General features: G+C 66.1%; 13 protein-coding genes. 9 read left to right on the top strand and 4 right to left on the bottom strand.

Features of this window, described 5'->3' with window-relative positions; genetic code table 11:
- The first annotated feature begins 14 nt into the window (after window positions 1-14).
- Together V7S63_RS21975 and V7S63_RS21970 are read left to right on the top strand one after the other, a co-directional pair.
- Window positions 15-1,760, top strand: coding sequence for an ABC transporter permease (locus V7S63_RS21975; RefSeq protein WP_336531768.1), 1,746 nt, complete (start codon window positions 15-17; stop codon window positions 1,758-1,760).
- 183 nt (window positions 1,761-1,943) lie between these two features.
- The gene (locus V7S63_RS21970; protein WP_336531767.1) at window positions 1,944-3,248 is read left to right on the top strand and encodes a diguanylate cyclase; all 1,305 of its coding nucleotides are present in this window, start codon (window positions 1,944-1,946) and stop codon (window positions 3,246-3,248) included.
- A gap of 10 nt (window positions 3,249-3,258) precedes the next feature.
- On the opposite strand, the gene V7S63_RS21965 is transcribed toward V7S63_RS21970, so the two are convergent.
- Window positions 3,259-4,197 carry a LysR family transcriptional regulator gene (locus V7S63_RS21965; protein WP_091834038.1) on the bottom strand — a complete coding sequence of 313 codons (939 nt, stop codon included), beginning with the start codon at window positions 4,195-4,197 and terminating at the stop codon, window positions 3,259-3,261.
- 121 nt (window positions 4,198-4,318) lie between these two features.
- On the opposite strand from V7S63_RS21965, the gene V7S63_RS21960 reads away from it, so the two are divergent.
- The 4 genes from V7S63_RS21960 (at window position 4,319) to nudC (ending at window position 9,059) form a co-directional block, all read left to right on the top strand.
- Window positions 4,319-5,815, top strand: a complete 1,497-nt coding sequence (locus tag V7S63_RS21960; protein ID WP_336531766.1) for a CoA-acylating methylmalonate-semialdehyde dehydrogenase — start codon at window positions 4,319-4,321, stop codon at window positions 5,813-5,815.
- Window positions 5,816-5,835: 20 nt separating this feature from the next.
- Complete coding sequence (locus tag V7S63_RS21955) at window positions 5,836-6,987, top strand: isobutyryl-CoA dehydrogenase (protein ID WP_336531807.1); 1,152 nt, start codon at window positions 5,836-5,838, stop codon at window positions 6,985-6,987.
- Between the two features lie 98 nt (window positions 6,988-7,085).
- The gene (gene mmsB, locus V7S63_RS21950; RefSeq protein ID WP_336531765.1) at window positions 7,086-8,009 is read left to right on the top strand and encodes a 3-hydroxyisobutyrate dehydrogenase; all 924 of its coding nucleotides are present in this window, start codon (window positions 7,086-7,088) and stop codon (window positions 8,007-8,009) included.
- A gap of 93 nt (window positions 8,010-8,102) precedes the next feature.
- On the top strand, window positions 8,103-9,059 hold the full coding sequence (gene nudC, locus V7S63_RS21945; protein ID WP_100961169.1) for an NAD(+) diphosphatase: 957 nt from the start codon (window positions 8,103-8,105) through the stop codon (window positions 9,057-9,059).
- 60 nt (window positions 9,060-9,119) lie between these two features.
- On the opposite strand, the gene V7S63_RS21940 is transcribed toward nudC, so the two are convergent.
- Genes V7S63_RS21940 through V7S63_RS21930 form a run of 3 tightly spaced genes read right to left on the bottom strand, consistent with a single transcriptional unit; the run spans window position 9,120 to window position 11,043 of the window.
- Window positions 9,120-9,422, bottom strand: coding sequence for a hypothetical protein (locus V7S63_RS21940; protein WP_336531764.1), 303 nt, complete (start codon window positions 9,420-9,422; stop codon window positions 9,120-9,122).
- A 12-nt stretch (window positions 9,423-9,434) separates the two neighbouring features.
- A complete protein-coding gene (locus V7S63_RS21935; RefSeq protein ID WP_091834017.1) occupies window positions 9,435-10,289 on the bottom strand; it encodes a prephenate dehydratase in 855 nt (284 codons plus the stop codon).
- Between the two features lie 16 nt (window positions 10,290-10,305).
- Window positions 10,306-11,043: a 3-deoxy-manno-octulosonate cytidylyltransferase gene (locus tag V7S63_RS21930; RefSeq protein ID WP_091834013.1), complete on the bottom strand. Its 738-nt coding sequence runs from the start codon at window positions 11,041-11,043 to the stop codon at window positions 10,306-10,308.
- 173 nt (window positions 11,044-11,216) lie between these two features.
- On the opposite strand from V7S63_RS21930, the gene V7S63_RS21925 reads away from it, so the two are divergent.
- The 3 genes from V7S63_RS21925 to V7S63_RS21915 all read left to right on the top strand — a co-directional run bounded on the left by V7S63_RS21925 (window position 11,217) and on the right by V7S63_RS21915 (window position 14,896).
- Window positions 11,217-11,762 (top strand): c-type cytochrome, encoded by a 546-nt coding sequence (locus tag V7S63_RS21925; RefSeq protein WP_091834010.1) that lies wholly within the window; start codon window positions 11,217-11,219, stop codon window positions 11,760-11,762.
- 167 nt (window positions 11,763-11,929) lie between these two features.
- A complete protein-coding gene (locus V7S63_RS21920; RefSeq protein ID WP_336531763.1) occupies window positions 11,930-13,798 on the top strand; it encodes an extracellular solute-binding protein in 1,869 nt (622 codons plus the stop codon).
- Window positions 13,799-13,804: 6 nt separating this feature from the next.
- Complete coding sequence (locus V7S63_RS21915; RefSeq protein WP_100961165.1) at window positions 13,805-14,896, top strand: microcin C ABC transporter permease YejB; 1,092 nt, start codon at window positions 13,805-13,807, stop codon at window positions 14,894-14,896.

Genomic DNA, 14,896 nt, shown 5'->3' with positions numbered 1-14,896 from the left:
CAGGCGCCGACACGATGACGCTCGCAGCCCCCGCCGAGCTGAGGCAGACCGGCATCCGCCCGGTCCTGCCCGGCCTCGCGTTGCCGGCCGGCCTCGGCCTGCCGGCGCTGGTCCTGCTCTGCGCGACCCTGTTCGGCGCCCTGCCCTTCCTGCGGCTGCTCGTCGCCGCCTTCGCGCCGGGCTGGCAGTTCGCACCCGAAGCGGCCCTGGCCGAGATCTCCAGCCGCGCCGCGGTCAACGCGACCCTGCACACCTTCGAGACGGCCGGGCTTTCAGCGCTCGGTGCTTTGCTTATCGGTGGAATGGCGGCGATCCTGCTCGCCGTCACCGATGTCCGCGGCAAGCGCCCGCTCGCCTTCGCGCTGGTCTTCTCGATGATGGTCGCGCCGCAGGTTGCGGCGCTGGCCTTCCTCAGCCTGTTCGCGCCGAACTCGGCCCTGCTGGGCATACTCGGGCTGGCGCCGGCGCCCGGCACGCCCAATCCGCTGCTGGGACGCGGCGGCATCATCCTGGTGATGGCCCTGCATCATGCGCCGCTGGTCGCCATCACTCTCTGGACCGGTCTGCGCAGCGTGCCACATACGCTGGTCGAGGCCGCGCAGATGGAGGGGGCGGCGCCCGCCACCATCGTCGCGCGCATTCTTTTGCCGGTGCTGCGGCCGCAGATCATGGCCGCGGCCCTGCTCGCCTTCGTCGCCGGCATCGGCAATTTCGGCATCCCGGCTTTGCTTGGCCTGCCGGTGAACTACCTCACGCTGCCGACGCTGATCTATCGCCGGCTGTCGAGCTTCGGCCCGGCCGGGCTGCCGGACGCGGCCGCGCTCTCGCTGCTGGTCGTGCTCGTCGCCGGCCTCGGCATCGTCGCCGGCCTGCTCGCAACCCGGCGCGGCGGCGGCAAGGTCGAGATCGAACGGCCGCTGCAACCCTTCTGGCAGCTGGGAGCCGCGCGTCCCTTCGTAGCCGTCGGTCTCTGGCTGCTGATCGCGCTCAAGCTCGGCCTGCCGCTGCTGGCACTGCTCGGCGAGGCGCTGACGCCAGCACTCGGCGTCGCGCTGACCTGGCAGAACCTCACCTTCGACAAGTTCGCCGAGGTGCTGCTGCGGCAAGACGTGACGGTGCGCGCCTTCCGCAACTCCTTCTTCTTTGCAGGCTCGGCCGCAGTGTTGCTGGCCCTCCTCTCGATCGCCTTCGCCTATGGACTGGAGCGGCGCATGGGCAAGCTCCGGCGCGTGGTCGCGGTGGTGATCGAGCTGCCCTATGCCCTGCCCGGCGTCGTGCTGGCCATCGCCTGCATCCTGATGTTCCTGAAGCCGCTGCCGCTGATCGGCGTCAGCATCTACGCCACGCCCTTCATCATCCTGTTCGCCTATGTCGCACGCTTCCTGCCGCTGGCGCTGAAGGCCCCGGTCGCGGCGATGGCGCAGATCGAGGCGCATCACGAGGAAGCCGCGAAGCTGGACGGCGTCACGCTCTGGCAGATGCTGCGCTTCATCGTCGCCCCGATCCTGGCGCCGGCAGCCGCCGTCAGCGGGCTGATGGTCTTCCTCGTCGCCTTCAACGAGCTCACCGTCTCGGCCCTGCTCTGGTCCTCCGGCACCGAGACGCTCGGCGTCGTGCTGTTCAGCCTGAAGGAAGCCGGACTCGCCGGCGAAGCAGCGGCCGTGGCGATCAGCGCCTGCGCGGTGATCCTCGCGGTCATGCTCGGGCTCGACGCGCTCGGCCGCAAATTGCCGGCCAACATCCTGCCCTGGCGGATCTGAACTGCAGCACTCCCGCAACAGCGATAAGCACCCCCTATCACCCCCGCGCGACAGGTGCTGGTTAAACCCAAATTAACGTTGCGGCAGGAAGGTCTGCCGCATGGAGTTCGCCTTTTCATCGCAAAGCAGAGCTCGAAACCTGCCGCAAACCCTGCTGGCACCGACCAGGGACTCGTGAGCTCAATGGCCTATCGCGCAACCGGACGCCGCGAGAGCGAACCCATCACTGAGGAGCTCAAGGTCCTTCTCGTCGAGGATTCGCGGACCTACGCGCTGGCGCTCTCGCGCCGCCTCGAGACCGAGCTTCAGCTGCCCATCGTCGTTTGCCAGTCGCTCAACGAATTGCACGAGGTCGTCACCGAGGATCGCGCCGCCTTCACCCTCGCCGTGGTCGACCTCAACCTTCCCGACGCGCCACGCGGCGAAGCCATCGACTTCACCGTCCAGCGCGGAATCCCGACCATCGTCCACACCGCCAGCTTCGACATCGAGACGCGCAACCGGATCATGGAGCGCGACGTCATCGATTACGTCCCGAAGGACAGCGCCTTCACGCTCGAGACAGTGGTCGGGACCGCCAGGCGTGCGCTCGGCAACCGCCAGACCCGCATCCTCGTCGTCGACGACACATCGGCAACGCGCAAGCTGCTCGCCCATATGCTGAAGGTCCAGCAATACGAGGTGATCGAGGTCGCCTCCGGGGACGAGGCGCTGGCCCTTCTCAAGGACGATCCCGACATCAAGCTGGTCGTCAGCGACTATTACATGCCCGACATGGATGGTTACGAGCTGACGCGGCGCATTCGCCGCGAGTTCGCCTCCGACCGGCTGCGCCTGATCGGCGTCTCCTCGTCGAGCGACCGCATGGTCTCGGTCGGCTTCCTCAAGGCCGGCGCCAACGACTTCATCTCGATGCCCTTCATCCCGGAAGAGCTGCAATGCCGGATCGCGAGCAATGTCGAGACGCTCGAACAGCTCGAGCAGCTCCATAGCCTCGCCTCCCGCGATGCTTTGACCGGGCTGTTCAATCGCCGCCATTTCTTCGCCAACGCCGGCAGGCTGATCGAGGAGGCGCAGGCGAAGAAGCGCAAGAGCGCCGTCGCCATCCTCGATATCGACGACTTCAAGCAGTTGAACGACAGCCACGGTCATGATTTCGGCGACCGGGCGCTCGCCAATGTGGCGCGCTGCCTCGCCCAGTCGGTGGAAGGCAGCGGCCATTTGCTCGCCCGCATCGGCGGCGAGGAATTCGCCATCCTGTTCCCTGGTGTCGACGCCAAGGCGGCGATGCGGCTCAGCGACCACATCCGGCTCGACGTCTCGCACGAGACCCTAACCGTGGGCGGTCAGCAGGTCACGCTGACGGCGTCGATCGGCGTTGCAGAGATCGATGGTGCCGGCAATTTCGACCAGCAGCTGATCGCCGCGGACCGGGCGCTCTATGCGGCCAAGCGCGAGGGACGCAACTGCGTGCGCCTCGCGGGCTGAGCACGCAGCGTCAGCTTGCCGCGGCGAGGCGCGCGCCGCCGGCTGCCGCCAGCTCGCCCATCAACAAGGCGCGGCTCGCCTTCGACTCGCGCACGATGAAGTCGACGACCGCCCGCACCCGGGCCACGTCCTTGAGGTCGGCATGGACGAGCAGCCAGAACGAGCGCGTGATCGACACGCTCTCGGGCAGCACCGGCACCAGCCTGGGTTCGTCGACCGCCATGAAATGGTGGATCACGCCGATGCCGGCGCCGGCCGCGACGGCGTTCATCTGCGCTAGCACGCTGGAGCTCTGGATATGGGCCCGCAAGCCCTTGGCGACCTCGTCGAGATAGTCGAGCTCGGGCGTGAAGATCAGGTCGTCGATATAGCCGACGATGCGATGGCCGAAGAGATCCTCGGCTGCCGTGATCTTCGGCATGGCGTCGAGATAGTTCTGCGCGGCGTAAAGGCCGAGCCGGTAGTCGCAGAGCTTGCGGGCGACGACCTTGCCCTCCTTAGGGGGGGCCAGCGTGATGGCGACATCCGCCTCGCGCTTCGACAATGAGAGCAGGCGCGGCATCGCGATGAGCTGCAGCTCCAGCCCGGGATAGGACTTGGCGAGACCGGCGAAACGCGAGGCGAGGAAGGTCGAGCCGAAACCATCGGGCGCGCCGATCCGGACCGTGCCGGAGAGCGCCATGTCGGCGCCGCCGATCTCGCTCTGGATCGCCAGCGCCTCGGTTTCCATGCTTTCTGCCTTGGCCAGCAACTGCTCGCCATGGCCGGTCAGCGCATAGCCCTGTGGGCGGCGCTCGAACAGCTTGGCCTTGAGCGATTCCTCAAGCGAGGTGATGCGGCGCGAGACGGTGGCGTGGTCCGCGCCAAGACGGCGCGCCGCCGCGGTGAGCCGGCCCGAGCGGGCGACGGCAAGGAAGAAACGCAGGTCGTCCCAGTCGAACCGTTCCATGGCGCTCCTCCCGTATCTGTTTTTTTGCACGACGCCCGCCGATATCCGCCTATAGCCGTGCGCAAACGATAATGATAGGGGTAGCTCAAATCAGCGTCACACGACTTTAGGGGAGGACGCCATGCGTCAGATCGGTCACTTCATCGGCGGCAAGCACGTCGCTGGCACCTCGGGCCGCACGGCCGACGTCTACCAGCCGATGGACGGCTCGGTGATCGGCAAGGTTGCGCTCGCCTCCGCCGCCGAGATGCGCACCGCGGTCGAGAACGCCGCCGAGGCCCAGCCGAAATGGGCGGCGGTCAATCCGCAGCGCCGCGCCCGCGTGCTGATGAAGTTCCTCGACCTGATCGCGCAGAACAATGACGAGCTCGCCGAACTGCTCGCCCGCGAGCACGGCAAGACCATTCCCGACGCCAAGGGCGACATCCAGCGTGGCGTCGAGGTGATCGAGTTCTCGCTCGGCGTGCCCAACCTGATGAAGGGCGAGTTCACCGACGGCGCCGGCCCCGGAATCGACATCTACTCGCTGCGCCAGCCGCTCGGCGTCGTCGCCGGCATCACCCCGTTCAACTTCCCGGCGATGATCCCGCTCTGGAAGCTCGGCCCCGCCATCGCCTGCGGCAACGCCTTCATCCTGAAGCCGTCCGAGCGCGATCCCGGCGTGCCGATGCGCCTCGCCGAGCTGTTCATCGAGGCCGGCGGCCCTCCCGGCATCCTCAATGTCGTCAACGGCGACAAGGAAGCGGTCGACGCCATCCTCGACGACCACGACATCAAGGCCGTCGGCTTCGTCGGCTCGACCCCGATCGCCGAGTACATCTACGCCCGCGGCTGCGCCAATGGTAAGCGCGTGCAGTGCTTCGGCGGCGCCAAGAACCACATGATCATCATGCCTGACGCCGACATGGACCAGGCCGTCGACGCGCTGATCGGCGCCGGCTACGGCTCGGCCGGCGAGCGTTGCATGGCAATCTCGGTCGCCGTCCCGGTCGGCAAGGCCACCGCGGACGAGCTGGTCAAGCGGCTCATTCCCCGCGTCGAGAGCCTGAAGATCGGCCCCTCGACCGACACCTCGGCCGATTACGGCCCGGTCGTCACCAAGGCGGCGATGGAGAAGATCAAGTCCTATGTCGACATCGGCATCCAGGAAGGCGCCAAGCTCGTCGTCGACGGCCGCGACTTCAAGATGCAGGGCTACGAGAACGGCTTCTATGTCGGCGGCTGCCTGTTCGACAACGTCACCAAGGACATGCGCATCTACAAGGAAGAGATCTTCGGCCCGGTCCTCTCCGTGCTGCGCACCGAGAGCTATGACGAGGCGCTGAAGCTGACCAACGACCACGAATACGGCAACGGCACCGCGATCTACACCCTCGACGGCGACGCCGCCCGCGACTTCGCCTCGAAGGTCCAGGTCGGCATGGTCGGCATCAACGTGCCGATCCCGGTGCCGCTGGCCTACTACACCTTCGGCGGCTGGAAGCGCTCCTCCTTCGGCGACCTCAACCAGCACGGCCCGGACTCGATCCGCTTCTACACCAAGACCAAGACGGTGACGGCGCGCTGGCCTTCGGGCATCAAGGACGGCGCCAGCTTCGTCATCCCGACGATGAACTGAGCCGACGGCGAGGAGATCGGATCGTGTTCTCCCTCACCGAAGACCAGATCGCGATCCGCGACATGGCCCAGGGTTTCGCTGCCGAAACCCTGGCGCCGCACGCCGTGCGCTGGGACGAGGAGAAGCATTTCCCGGTCGAGGAGATGCGCCAGGCGGCTGCGCTCGGCATGGGCGGCATCTACATCCGCGACGATGTCGGCGGTTCCGGCCTGTCGCGCCTCGACGCGGCGGTGATCTTCGAGGCGCTGTCGACGGGCTGCCCGACAGTCGCCGCCTATATCTCGATCCACAACATGTGCGCCTGGATGATCGACCGCTACGGGTCGGAAGAGCAGCGCCACAAGTTCCTGCCGAAGCTCTGCAGCATGGAGCATCTCGCGAGCTACTGCCTGACCGAGCCGGGCGCCGGCTCGGACGCCGCCGCGCTGAAGACCAAGGCCGTGCTCGACGGCGACCACTATGTCCTCGACGGCCAGAAGCAGTTCATCTCCGGCGCCGGCGTCTCCGACATCTATGTCGTGATGGTCCGCACCGGTGAGGCCGGCCCGTCCGGCATCTCGACCATCGTCGTCGAGAAGGGCACGCCCGGCCTCTCCTTCGGCGCCAACGAGAAGAAGATGGGCTGGAACGCCCAGCCGACGCGCGCCGTGATCTTCGAGAACTGCCGCGTGCCCGTCGCCAACCGGATCGGCCCGGAAGGCATCGGCTTCAAGATCGCCATGGCCGGCCTCGACGGCGGCCGGCTCAATATCGGCGCCTGCTCGATCGGCGGGGCGCAGGGCGCGCTCGACAAGGCCCTCGGCTATGCCCAGGAGCGCAAGGCCTTCGGCGCACGCATCGCCGACTTCCAGGCGCTGCAGTTCAAGCTCGCCGACATGGCGACCGAGCTTGAGGCGGCCCGCACCTTTCTGTGGCGTGCTGCAGCAGCGCTCGACAAGAAGACGCCGGATGCCAGCAAGCTCTGCGCCATGGCCAAGCGGGTCGCGACCGACACCGGCTTCGAGGTCGCCAACCAGGCGCTGCAGATCCATGGCGGCTATGGCTATCTCGCCGATTACGGCATCGAGAAGATCGTCCGCGACCTCAGGGTCCACCAGATTCTGGAGGGCACCAACGAGGTGATGCGGATGATCGTGGCGCGCTCGCTGGTTGGGCGCGCCAAGGGGAACTAACAAACGCAGGTCATCCCGGGCGGACGTCAGTCCGACCCGGGATCCATTCCGGAACGGTTCAGGCATGGACCCCGGCTCTCCGCTTCGCTGCGGCCGGGATGACGCCCCGAGAATACAGGCAGGAGAGAACGACCATGAGCACCATCGCCTTCATCGGTCTCGGCAATATGGGCGGGCCGATGGCCGGCAACCTGGTCAAGGCCGGGCACAAGGTCTCCGCCTTCGACCTGTCGCAGCCTTCCAAGGACGCCGCCGCGGCGCTCGGCGTCGGCATCGCCGGTTCGGCCAAGGAGGCGGTCGCGGATGCCGAGATCGTGGTCACCATGCTGCCGGCCGGCAAGCATGTGCTGGGGGTCTGGACCGACATCCTCCCCGCCGTGAAGCCGGGCACCCTCCTGATCGATTCCTCGACCATCGACGTCGAGAGCGCCCGCAAGGCGCATGCGCTCGCCGCCGAGCGCGGCTGCCTTTCGCTCGACGCGCCGGTCTCGGGCGGCGTCGGCGGCGCCCAGGGCGCGACGCTGACCTTCATGGTCGGCGGCAGTGGCGATGCCTTCAAGCGCGGCGAGCCGATCCTGTCGGCGATGGGCAAGAAGGTCGTGCATTGCGGCGACGCCGGCAACGGCCAGGCGGCGAAGATTTGCAACAACATGATCCTCGGCATCTCGATGATCGGCGTCTCCGAGGCCTTCGTGCTGGCCGAGAAGCTCGGCCTGTCGCATCAGGCGCTGTTCGACGTCGCATCGACCTCGTCCGGCCAGTGCTGGTCGCTGACGACCTATTGCCCGGTGCCCGGCCCGGTGCCGACCTCCCCGGCCAACAACGACTACAAGCCCGGCTTCGCCTCGGCGCTGATGCTGAAGGATCTGAAGCTCGCCCAGGAAGCGGCGCAGGCCGCCGGCGCCTCGACGCCGCTGGGCTCGGCGGCCGCGCAGGTCTACGGCCTGCACAATGCCTGGGGCGAAGGCGGCACCGACTTCTCCGGCATCATCCATCTGCTGCGTGGGCGCGGAAACAGCTGAGCCAGCGTCGCGCTGCCGGCAAACGTTCGCATACGTATAATTCTGCATTCGACCCCGTTCCGGTCGGACCGAAAGCGGAGTAGGACGGGAGGCATGAACGACGCCTCCCGCCGCAAAGAACGCTCAGCCCAGACCGGCTTCGCCACCAGCCCGCTCGACCGCCGCGCCGATCTGCGCGACCGGCCGGACGAGGTCGCCGCCTTGCGAGAACGCAGCGACACGCGTTTCGCCGTCGTTGCCGGCGAGACGCCGATCCTGTTGCGGACGGGTGCCGAGACGCAGACCGTCTGGTTCGACGAGAGCGGTGCCGATGGCCTGGGCCCGGCGCAGGAAGAGGTCTTCCTCGGGCTCGATCCGGACGGGGCGCCGCGCTTCGGCCGGCTGATCGACCGCGAACTGCTCGATGGCCTGCGCGAGCAGGCCGTACTCGTCGTCACCGACCTGCGCAGCGTCGCGCTGAAGCGGCTGGTGCCGAAGGATGAGCTTGGCCCGCTCGGCGAGGCCAAGGCCCTGCTCGACTGGCATGCCCGCCATCGCTGCTGCGCCCAGTGCGGCGCGCCGACCAAGCTCGGCTCGGCCGGCTGGAAACGGCAATGCGAGGCTTGCGGCGCCCAGCATTTCCCGCGCACCGATCCGGTCGTGATCATGCTGGCGGTGCGCGGCGACAACTGCCTGCTGGCGCGCCAGGCGCGCTTTGCGCCCGGCATGTATTCCTGCATCGCCGGCTTCGTCGAGCCGGGCGAGACCTTCGAGGATGCGGTCAGGCGCGAGACCTGGGAGGAAGCCGGCCTGCGCACCGGCACGGTGCGCTACATTGCCTCGCAGCCCTGGCCTTTCCCGGGGTCGCTGATGATCGGCTGCATCGCCGAGGCGCTGAACGACGACATCGTGCTGGATGGCACCGAGCTGGAAGCCGGTCGCTGGTTCAGCCGCGCCGAGGCGCTGCAGATGCTGGAGGGCAAGCACCCCGACAATCTGTTCTGCCCGCCGCATATGGCGATCGCCAACACGATCCTGAAGGCGTGGGCTGTGGACGGCGAGGAGCCGTAGCAGCATTATGCCGAAACAACTAAGTCTGCCGGAGACATAAAACACACGAGTTACCAGCTATTAAATCTCAATTATCTTCGACTCGATATCTCGAGTATTAAGCCTCCACTTAATTCTATTATAAATGAATTCATCTAATTCAGGCTCATCCTTAAAAAGAGCCTTACTATCTGTTAATAGCAGAAATTCGTTTTCATCATATTCAATGAGCGAGAAATCGCAGAATAAACCATATGCTCTGTAGTACACACCGCCCTTGTTGGCTGATTCTCTTTGCTCATATTTTGCATTGAAAATATCCCCGTAAATTTGATCAGCCAGCCCCTTAAGCGGCGACTTTGAGCGAATCAGCAAGGCAAGCATTCGCTGGGCGCCCTACTCCCCCGGCTCGGGGAAGCTGTCGCGGAATTCGTGCGCGGGATAGACGCCCAAAATCTTCAGCTCCTTGGAGAAGAAGGCGAGCTCGTCGAGCGCGCGACGCAGCGCCGGGTCGTCGGGATGCCCCTCGACGTCGCTGTAGAACATCGTCGCCGAAAAATGGCCATCTACCATGTAGCTCTCGAGCTTGGTCATGTTGACGCCGTTGGTGGCGAAGCCGCCGAGCGCCTTGTAGAGCGCCGCCGGCAGGTTGCGGACCTGAAAGATCAGCGTGGTCACCGTCTTGCCCGAACCCTGGCGGGCGAATTCCGGATATTTCGAGAGTACGACGAAGCGCGTGGTGTTGTGCTTCTCGTCCTCGATGTCCTCCATCAGGATGTTGAGCCCGTAGACCTCGGCGGCGATGTGCGGCGCGATCGCGGCCCGCGTCGGATCGCCGGCCTCGGCGACCTGCCGGGCCGAGCCGGCCGTGTCGGCCGCGACCTCGGCCTTGAGTCCGAGCTTGCGGATGATCTTGCGGCACTGGCCGAGCGCGTGGATGTGGCTCTGCACCGTCTTCAGCGTCGCCAGCGTCGCACCCTCGACCGCCATCAGATGGAAGCGGATCGGCAGGAAGTGCTCGCCGATGATGTGGAGCCCAGAGCGCGGCAGCAGATGATGGATGTCGGCAACGCGGCCCGCGATCGAATTGTCGATCGGGATCATGCCGTAGCGGGCGGCGCCGTCCGAGACCGCGGCGAGCGCGTCCTCGAAGGTCCGGCAGGGCAAGAGCTCGCAATCCGGAAAGACCTGGAGGGCCGCCTGCGAGGAGAAGGCTCCGGGCTCACCCTGATAGGAAACGACGACTGACATTCTAGGACTTTCAGGCTCAGGCTTTGGATGTCAGGAACGCGCGGGCGCGATCCAGATCGGGAGGCGTGTCGACGCCGCGCGGGACGTGATCGATGATCATCGCGTCGATGCGCATGCCGTCCTCTAGCGCCCGCAGCTGCTCGAGCTTCTCGCGCAGCTCCAGCGGTGATTGCGGAAGCGAGACGAAGCGGTCGAGCGCGCGGCGGCGATAGGCGTAGAGGCCGACATGGTGATAGAGCGGGCCATCGCCATAAGGGGCCGTCGCGCGGGTAAAGTAGAGCGCCCGCATCCGGCCGGGGGAAACCTCGCTGCCGATCAGCTTGACCACGCTCGGCGCGGTCTTCTCCTCGTCCTCGGTGATCTCGCCGGCCAGCGTCGCGATGTCGACGGCCGGATCGGCGAGCGGCTCGACCGCAGCCGCGATTGCAGCCGGCGCCAACGTCGGGAAGTCGCCCTGGACGTTGACGATGATGTCGTGCTCGCCTTTCGGATCGACGATGTCGGCCGCTTCCTTGATCCGGTCGGAGCCGGTCTGATGCGCGGGGCTGGTCATCACCGCCCGGCCGCCGGCCTGCTCGATCGCCGCGAGGATGCGCTCGTCATCGGTCGCGACCACGACATCGCCGACACCAGCCTCGATGGCACGGCGCCAGACGCGGACGATCATCGGCTCGCCCAGGATGTCGGCCAGCGGCTTGCCCGGCAGGCGCGTCGCCTGCATGCGGGCCGGGATCAGGATCAGCGGGTTGGGCATTGGCTGTGGAAGCTCGCGGGGGCGGCAAAAGGTCTCAAAGCGGAGCGTGCTTATACGAGTTGCAATGCAGCGCGCAAAGCGGTTAAGCAGCGCAGACGTGCCGGCTCCCGCAAGGGTCCGGCCGCAGCGCTGTCTTGCTTCGCCGACGGGCGGGCCGGGGGTTGTGAGAGACGATGAATATCGAACTGAACAAGATCGCTGGCGCGGGTTTGTCGACCCTGCTCGTCGTCATGGCCCTGAACATGGGCGCCGGCATCGTCTTCGCCCCGAAGAAGCCGGTTGTCCCTGGCTATGACCTGCCTAGCCTCGAGCCGGCGGCGGCAGCTGGCGGCGCGGGCGCTGCAGCGGCAGTCGAAGAGCCGATCGCGGTGCGCCTCGCCAAGGCGGACGTGGCCAAGGGCGAGAAGGCCGTCGGCGCCTGCAAGGCCTGCCACACCTTCGAGAAGGGCGGCGCCAACAAGGTCGGCCCGCATCTCTATGACGTTTATGGCCGCGCCGAGGGTTCGGTCGCCGGCTTCGGTTATTCCGCGGCGATGAAGGCCCGCGGCGACAAGAGCTGGGACGCCGACGCGCTCGACCACTTCCTGAAGAACCCGAAGGCCTACGTCCCCGGCACCGCGATGGCCTTTGCCGGCATCGCCCGGCCCGAGGCCCGCGCCGACGTGGTCGCCTATCTCAACAGCCTCGCCGATTCGCCGAAGCCGCTGCCGAAACCCTGATTTGATAGCGCGCCTCGCGCCGATGTGACGTCATGAGCCGGGCCGAAAGCCCGGCTTTTGCTTGTCGGCGCCATGCAATTGCCGTCACCATGACCGGAAATGCGCGCAGCGCTAGCGTTAGCTCGGCGTAACGACATAATCGGACGACGAATCGCAAGGGGTATCGCATGGCGATCCGGATCACCCGCCGCAGGCTGCTCAAAGCCGGCGGTGCCATCGCAGGCGCGGCCACGCTGCCGGCCTCGCTCACGGCGGCGCTGGCGCAGGAGAACGAGGTCCATGGCCTCTCGACCTTCGGCGAGCTGGCACTGCCGCCGGACTTCCCGCATTTCGCCTATGTGAATCCGAAAGCGCCGAAAGGTGGTTCGATCACCATCCAGATCAAGCGTGCCGGCGGCAATCAGAGCTTCGACACCTTCAACACGCTGAACACCTATGTGCTGCAGGGCGACGGCGCGGCCGGCATGGATGCCTGCTTCGACAGCCTGATGGCTGGCTCAGGCGACGAACCCGGCTCGCTCTACGGCCTGATCGCGAGGAGCGTCTCGGTCTCGCAGGACAAGCTGACCTACCGCTTCCGCCTGCGGCCGGAGGCGAAGTTCCATGACGGCTCGCGGGTCACCGCCGGCGACGCCGCCTTCTCGTTCAACCTGCTGAAGAGCAAGGGCCATCCGACCTACCGGCTGATCCTTGGCGAGATGGAATCGGCGGTCGCCGAGAGCGACGACGTCCTCGTGGTGAAGCTCTCGGCGAAGCGCAGCCGCGACCTGCATCTCGTCGTCGCCGGCCTGCCGGTCTTCTCGGAGAAATACTGGTCGACTCGCAATTTCGAGGCCTCGACACTGGAGCCGCCGCTCGGATCGGGCGCCTACAAGGTCGGAAAGTTCGAGCAGGGCCGCTTCATCGAGTTCGACCGCGTGCCGGATTACTGGGCCAAGGATCTGCCGGTGAATGTCGGGCAGAACAATTTCGACCGTGTCCGCTGGGAGTATTTCCGCGACCGGCAGGTCGCCTTCGAAGCCTTCAAGAGCGGGGTGATCACCTTCCAGGAGGAATTCACCTCGCGGATCTGGGCGACGGGATACGACTTCCCGGCCATCCACGAAGGCAAGGTCAAGAAGGAGGCCCTGCCGAAGACCGAACCGATCGGCTCGCAGGGCTGGATCTACAATCTGCGCCGCGAGAAATTCGCCGACCCGCGCATCCGCGAGGCACTCGGCCTCGCCTTCGACTTCGAGTGGACCAACAAGAACATCATGTTCTCGTCCTTCTCGCGGGCGACCTCCTATTTCGAGAACTCGGATTCGAAGGCGGTCGGCAAGCCTTCGCCGGAAGAGTTCGCGCTGCTCGAGCCGTTCCGCGGCAAGGTCCCGGACGAGGTCTTCGGCGAGCCCTTCCTGCCGCCGGTCTCGGACGGCTCCGGCAGTGACCGCGCCTTGCTGCGCCGGGCCGACGAGATGCTGCGTGCCGCCGGCTGCAAGCGCGACGGCAATGTCATGAAGCTGCCGAACGGCCAGCCCTTCGAGATCGAGTTCCTCGATTCGACCCCCTCGCTGCAACCGCACACCCAGCCCTTCCAGGCCAATCTCAAGCGGCTCGGCATCAACGCGACCTCACGCATCGTCGATGGCGCCCAGTACCAGCGCCGGCTCGACGAGTTCGACTTCGACATGATCAGCCGGGCGATGAGCGGCAGCGCCATCCCAAGCGACACGATGCGCGTGATCTACGGCTCGGAAGCAGCCAAGACGCGCGGCTCGCGCAATGTCGGCGGGATCGCCGATCCGGCGATCGACGCGATGATCGACAAGGTCGGCCAGGCCAAGAGCTATGCCGAGGTGGTGGTCGCCGCCAAATGCCTCGACCGGCTGCTGCGGGCCGGGCGCTACTGGATCCCGATGTGGTGGAATGCCAGCGAGTGGCTGGCCTATTGGGACATGTACGAGCGCCCGCAGACCAAGCCGAAATTCGGTTCCGGCGCGCCGGGCACCTGGTGGTACGATGCGGAAAAGGCCAAGCGGATCGGGAAGGCATAAGCGGGAATGCTGAACTACATCGCCCGGCGTCTGGCGCTGATGGTGCCGACCCTGTTCGGCATCCTGCTGATCTCCTTCGTCATCGTGCAGTTCGCTCCGGGCGGGCCGGTCGAGCGGATCATCTCGCAGCTCAACAATCCCAATAGCGGCGCGGCCGAGCGCGTCGGCGGCGGCTCCGGCGGCGATGCCGGCGCGCAGGCGATGGATTCAGGCTCGGCCTATCGCGGTGCGCAGGGGCTGGATCCCGCCTTCATCAAGGAGCTGGAGAAGCAGTTCGGCTTCGACAAGCCGGCGCATGAGCGCTTCTTCAAGATGCTGAAGGACTACGCGACCTTCGATTTCGGCCGCAGCTATTTCCGCGATGCGCCGGTGCTGCAATTGATCAAGGAGAAGCTGCCGGTCTCGATCACGCTCGGCCTGTGGATGACCCTGCTCTCCTATGCGATCTCGATTCCGCTCGGCATCCGCAAGGCAGTCAAGGACGGCTCGCGCTTCGACACCTGGACGAGCGCCGTCGTCATCGTCGGCTACGCCATACCGGGCTTTCTCTTCGCGATCCTGCTGATCGTGCTCTTTGCCGGTGGCTCGTTCTGGCAGATATTCCCCTTGCGCGGCCTGACCTCGGAGAACTGGGCCCAGCTCAGCCTGATCGGCAAGATCGGCGATTATTTCTGGCACATCGCCCTGCCGGTGCTGGCGATGGCGCTGGGCGCCTTCGCGACCTCGACATTGCTGACCAAGAACTCCTTCCTCGACGAGATCCGGAAGCAGTACGTGCTGACGGCGCGGATGAAGGGCTTGTCGGAGCGCGGCGTGCTCTACGGCCATGTCTTCCGCAACGCCATGCTTATCGTAATCGCCGGCTTTCCCGGGGCCTTCGTGCATGCGCTCTTCGCGGGGTCGCTGCTGATCGAGACGATATTCTCGCTCGACGGGCTTGGGCTCCTGTCCTTCGAGGCGATCGTCAACCGCGACTATCCGGTCGTCTTCGCCAATCTCTACATCTTCTCGCTGATCGGCCTCATCGTGCACCTGATCACCGATTTGACCTATGCCTGGGTCGACCCGCGCATCGACTTCGAATCGCGGGAGGCGTGA

Source organism: Allobosea sp. CCNWLY174 (genome assembly GCF_037120455.1).
Classification (GTDB): domain Bacteria; phylum Pseudomonadota; class Alphaproteobacteria; order Rhizobiales; family Beijerinckiaceae; genus Allobosea; species Allobosea lupini.
This window is presented reverse-complemented; position numbering and strand designations above follow the sequence as displayed.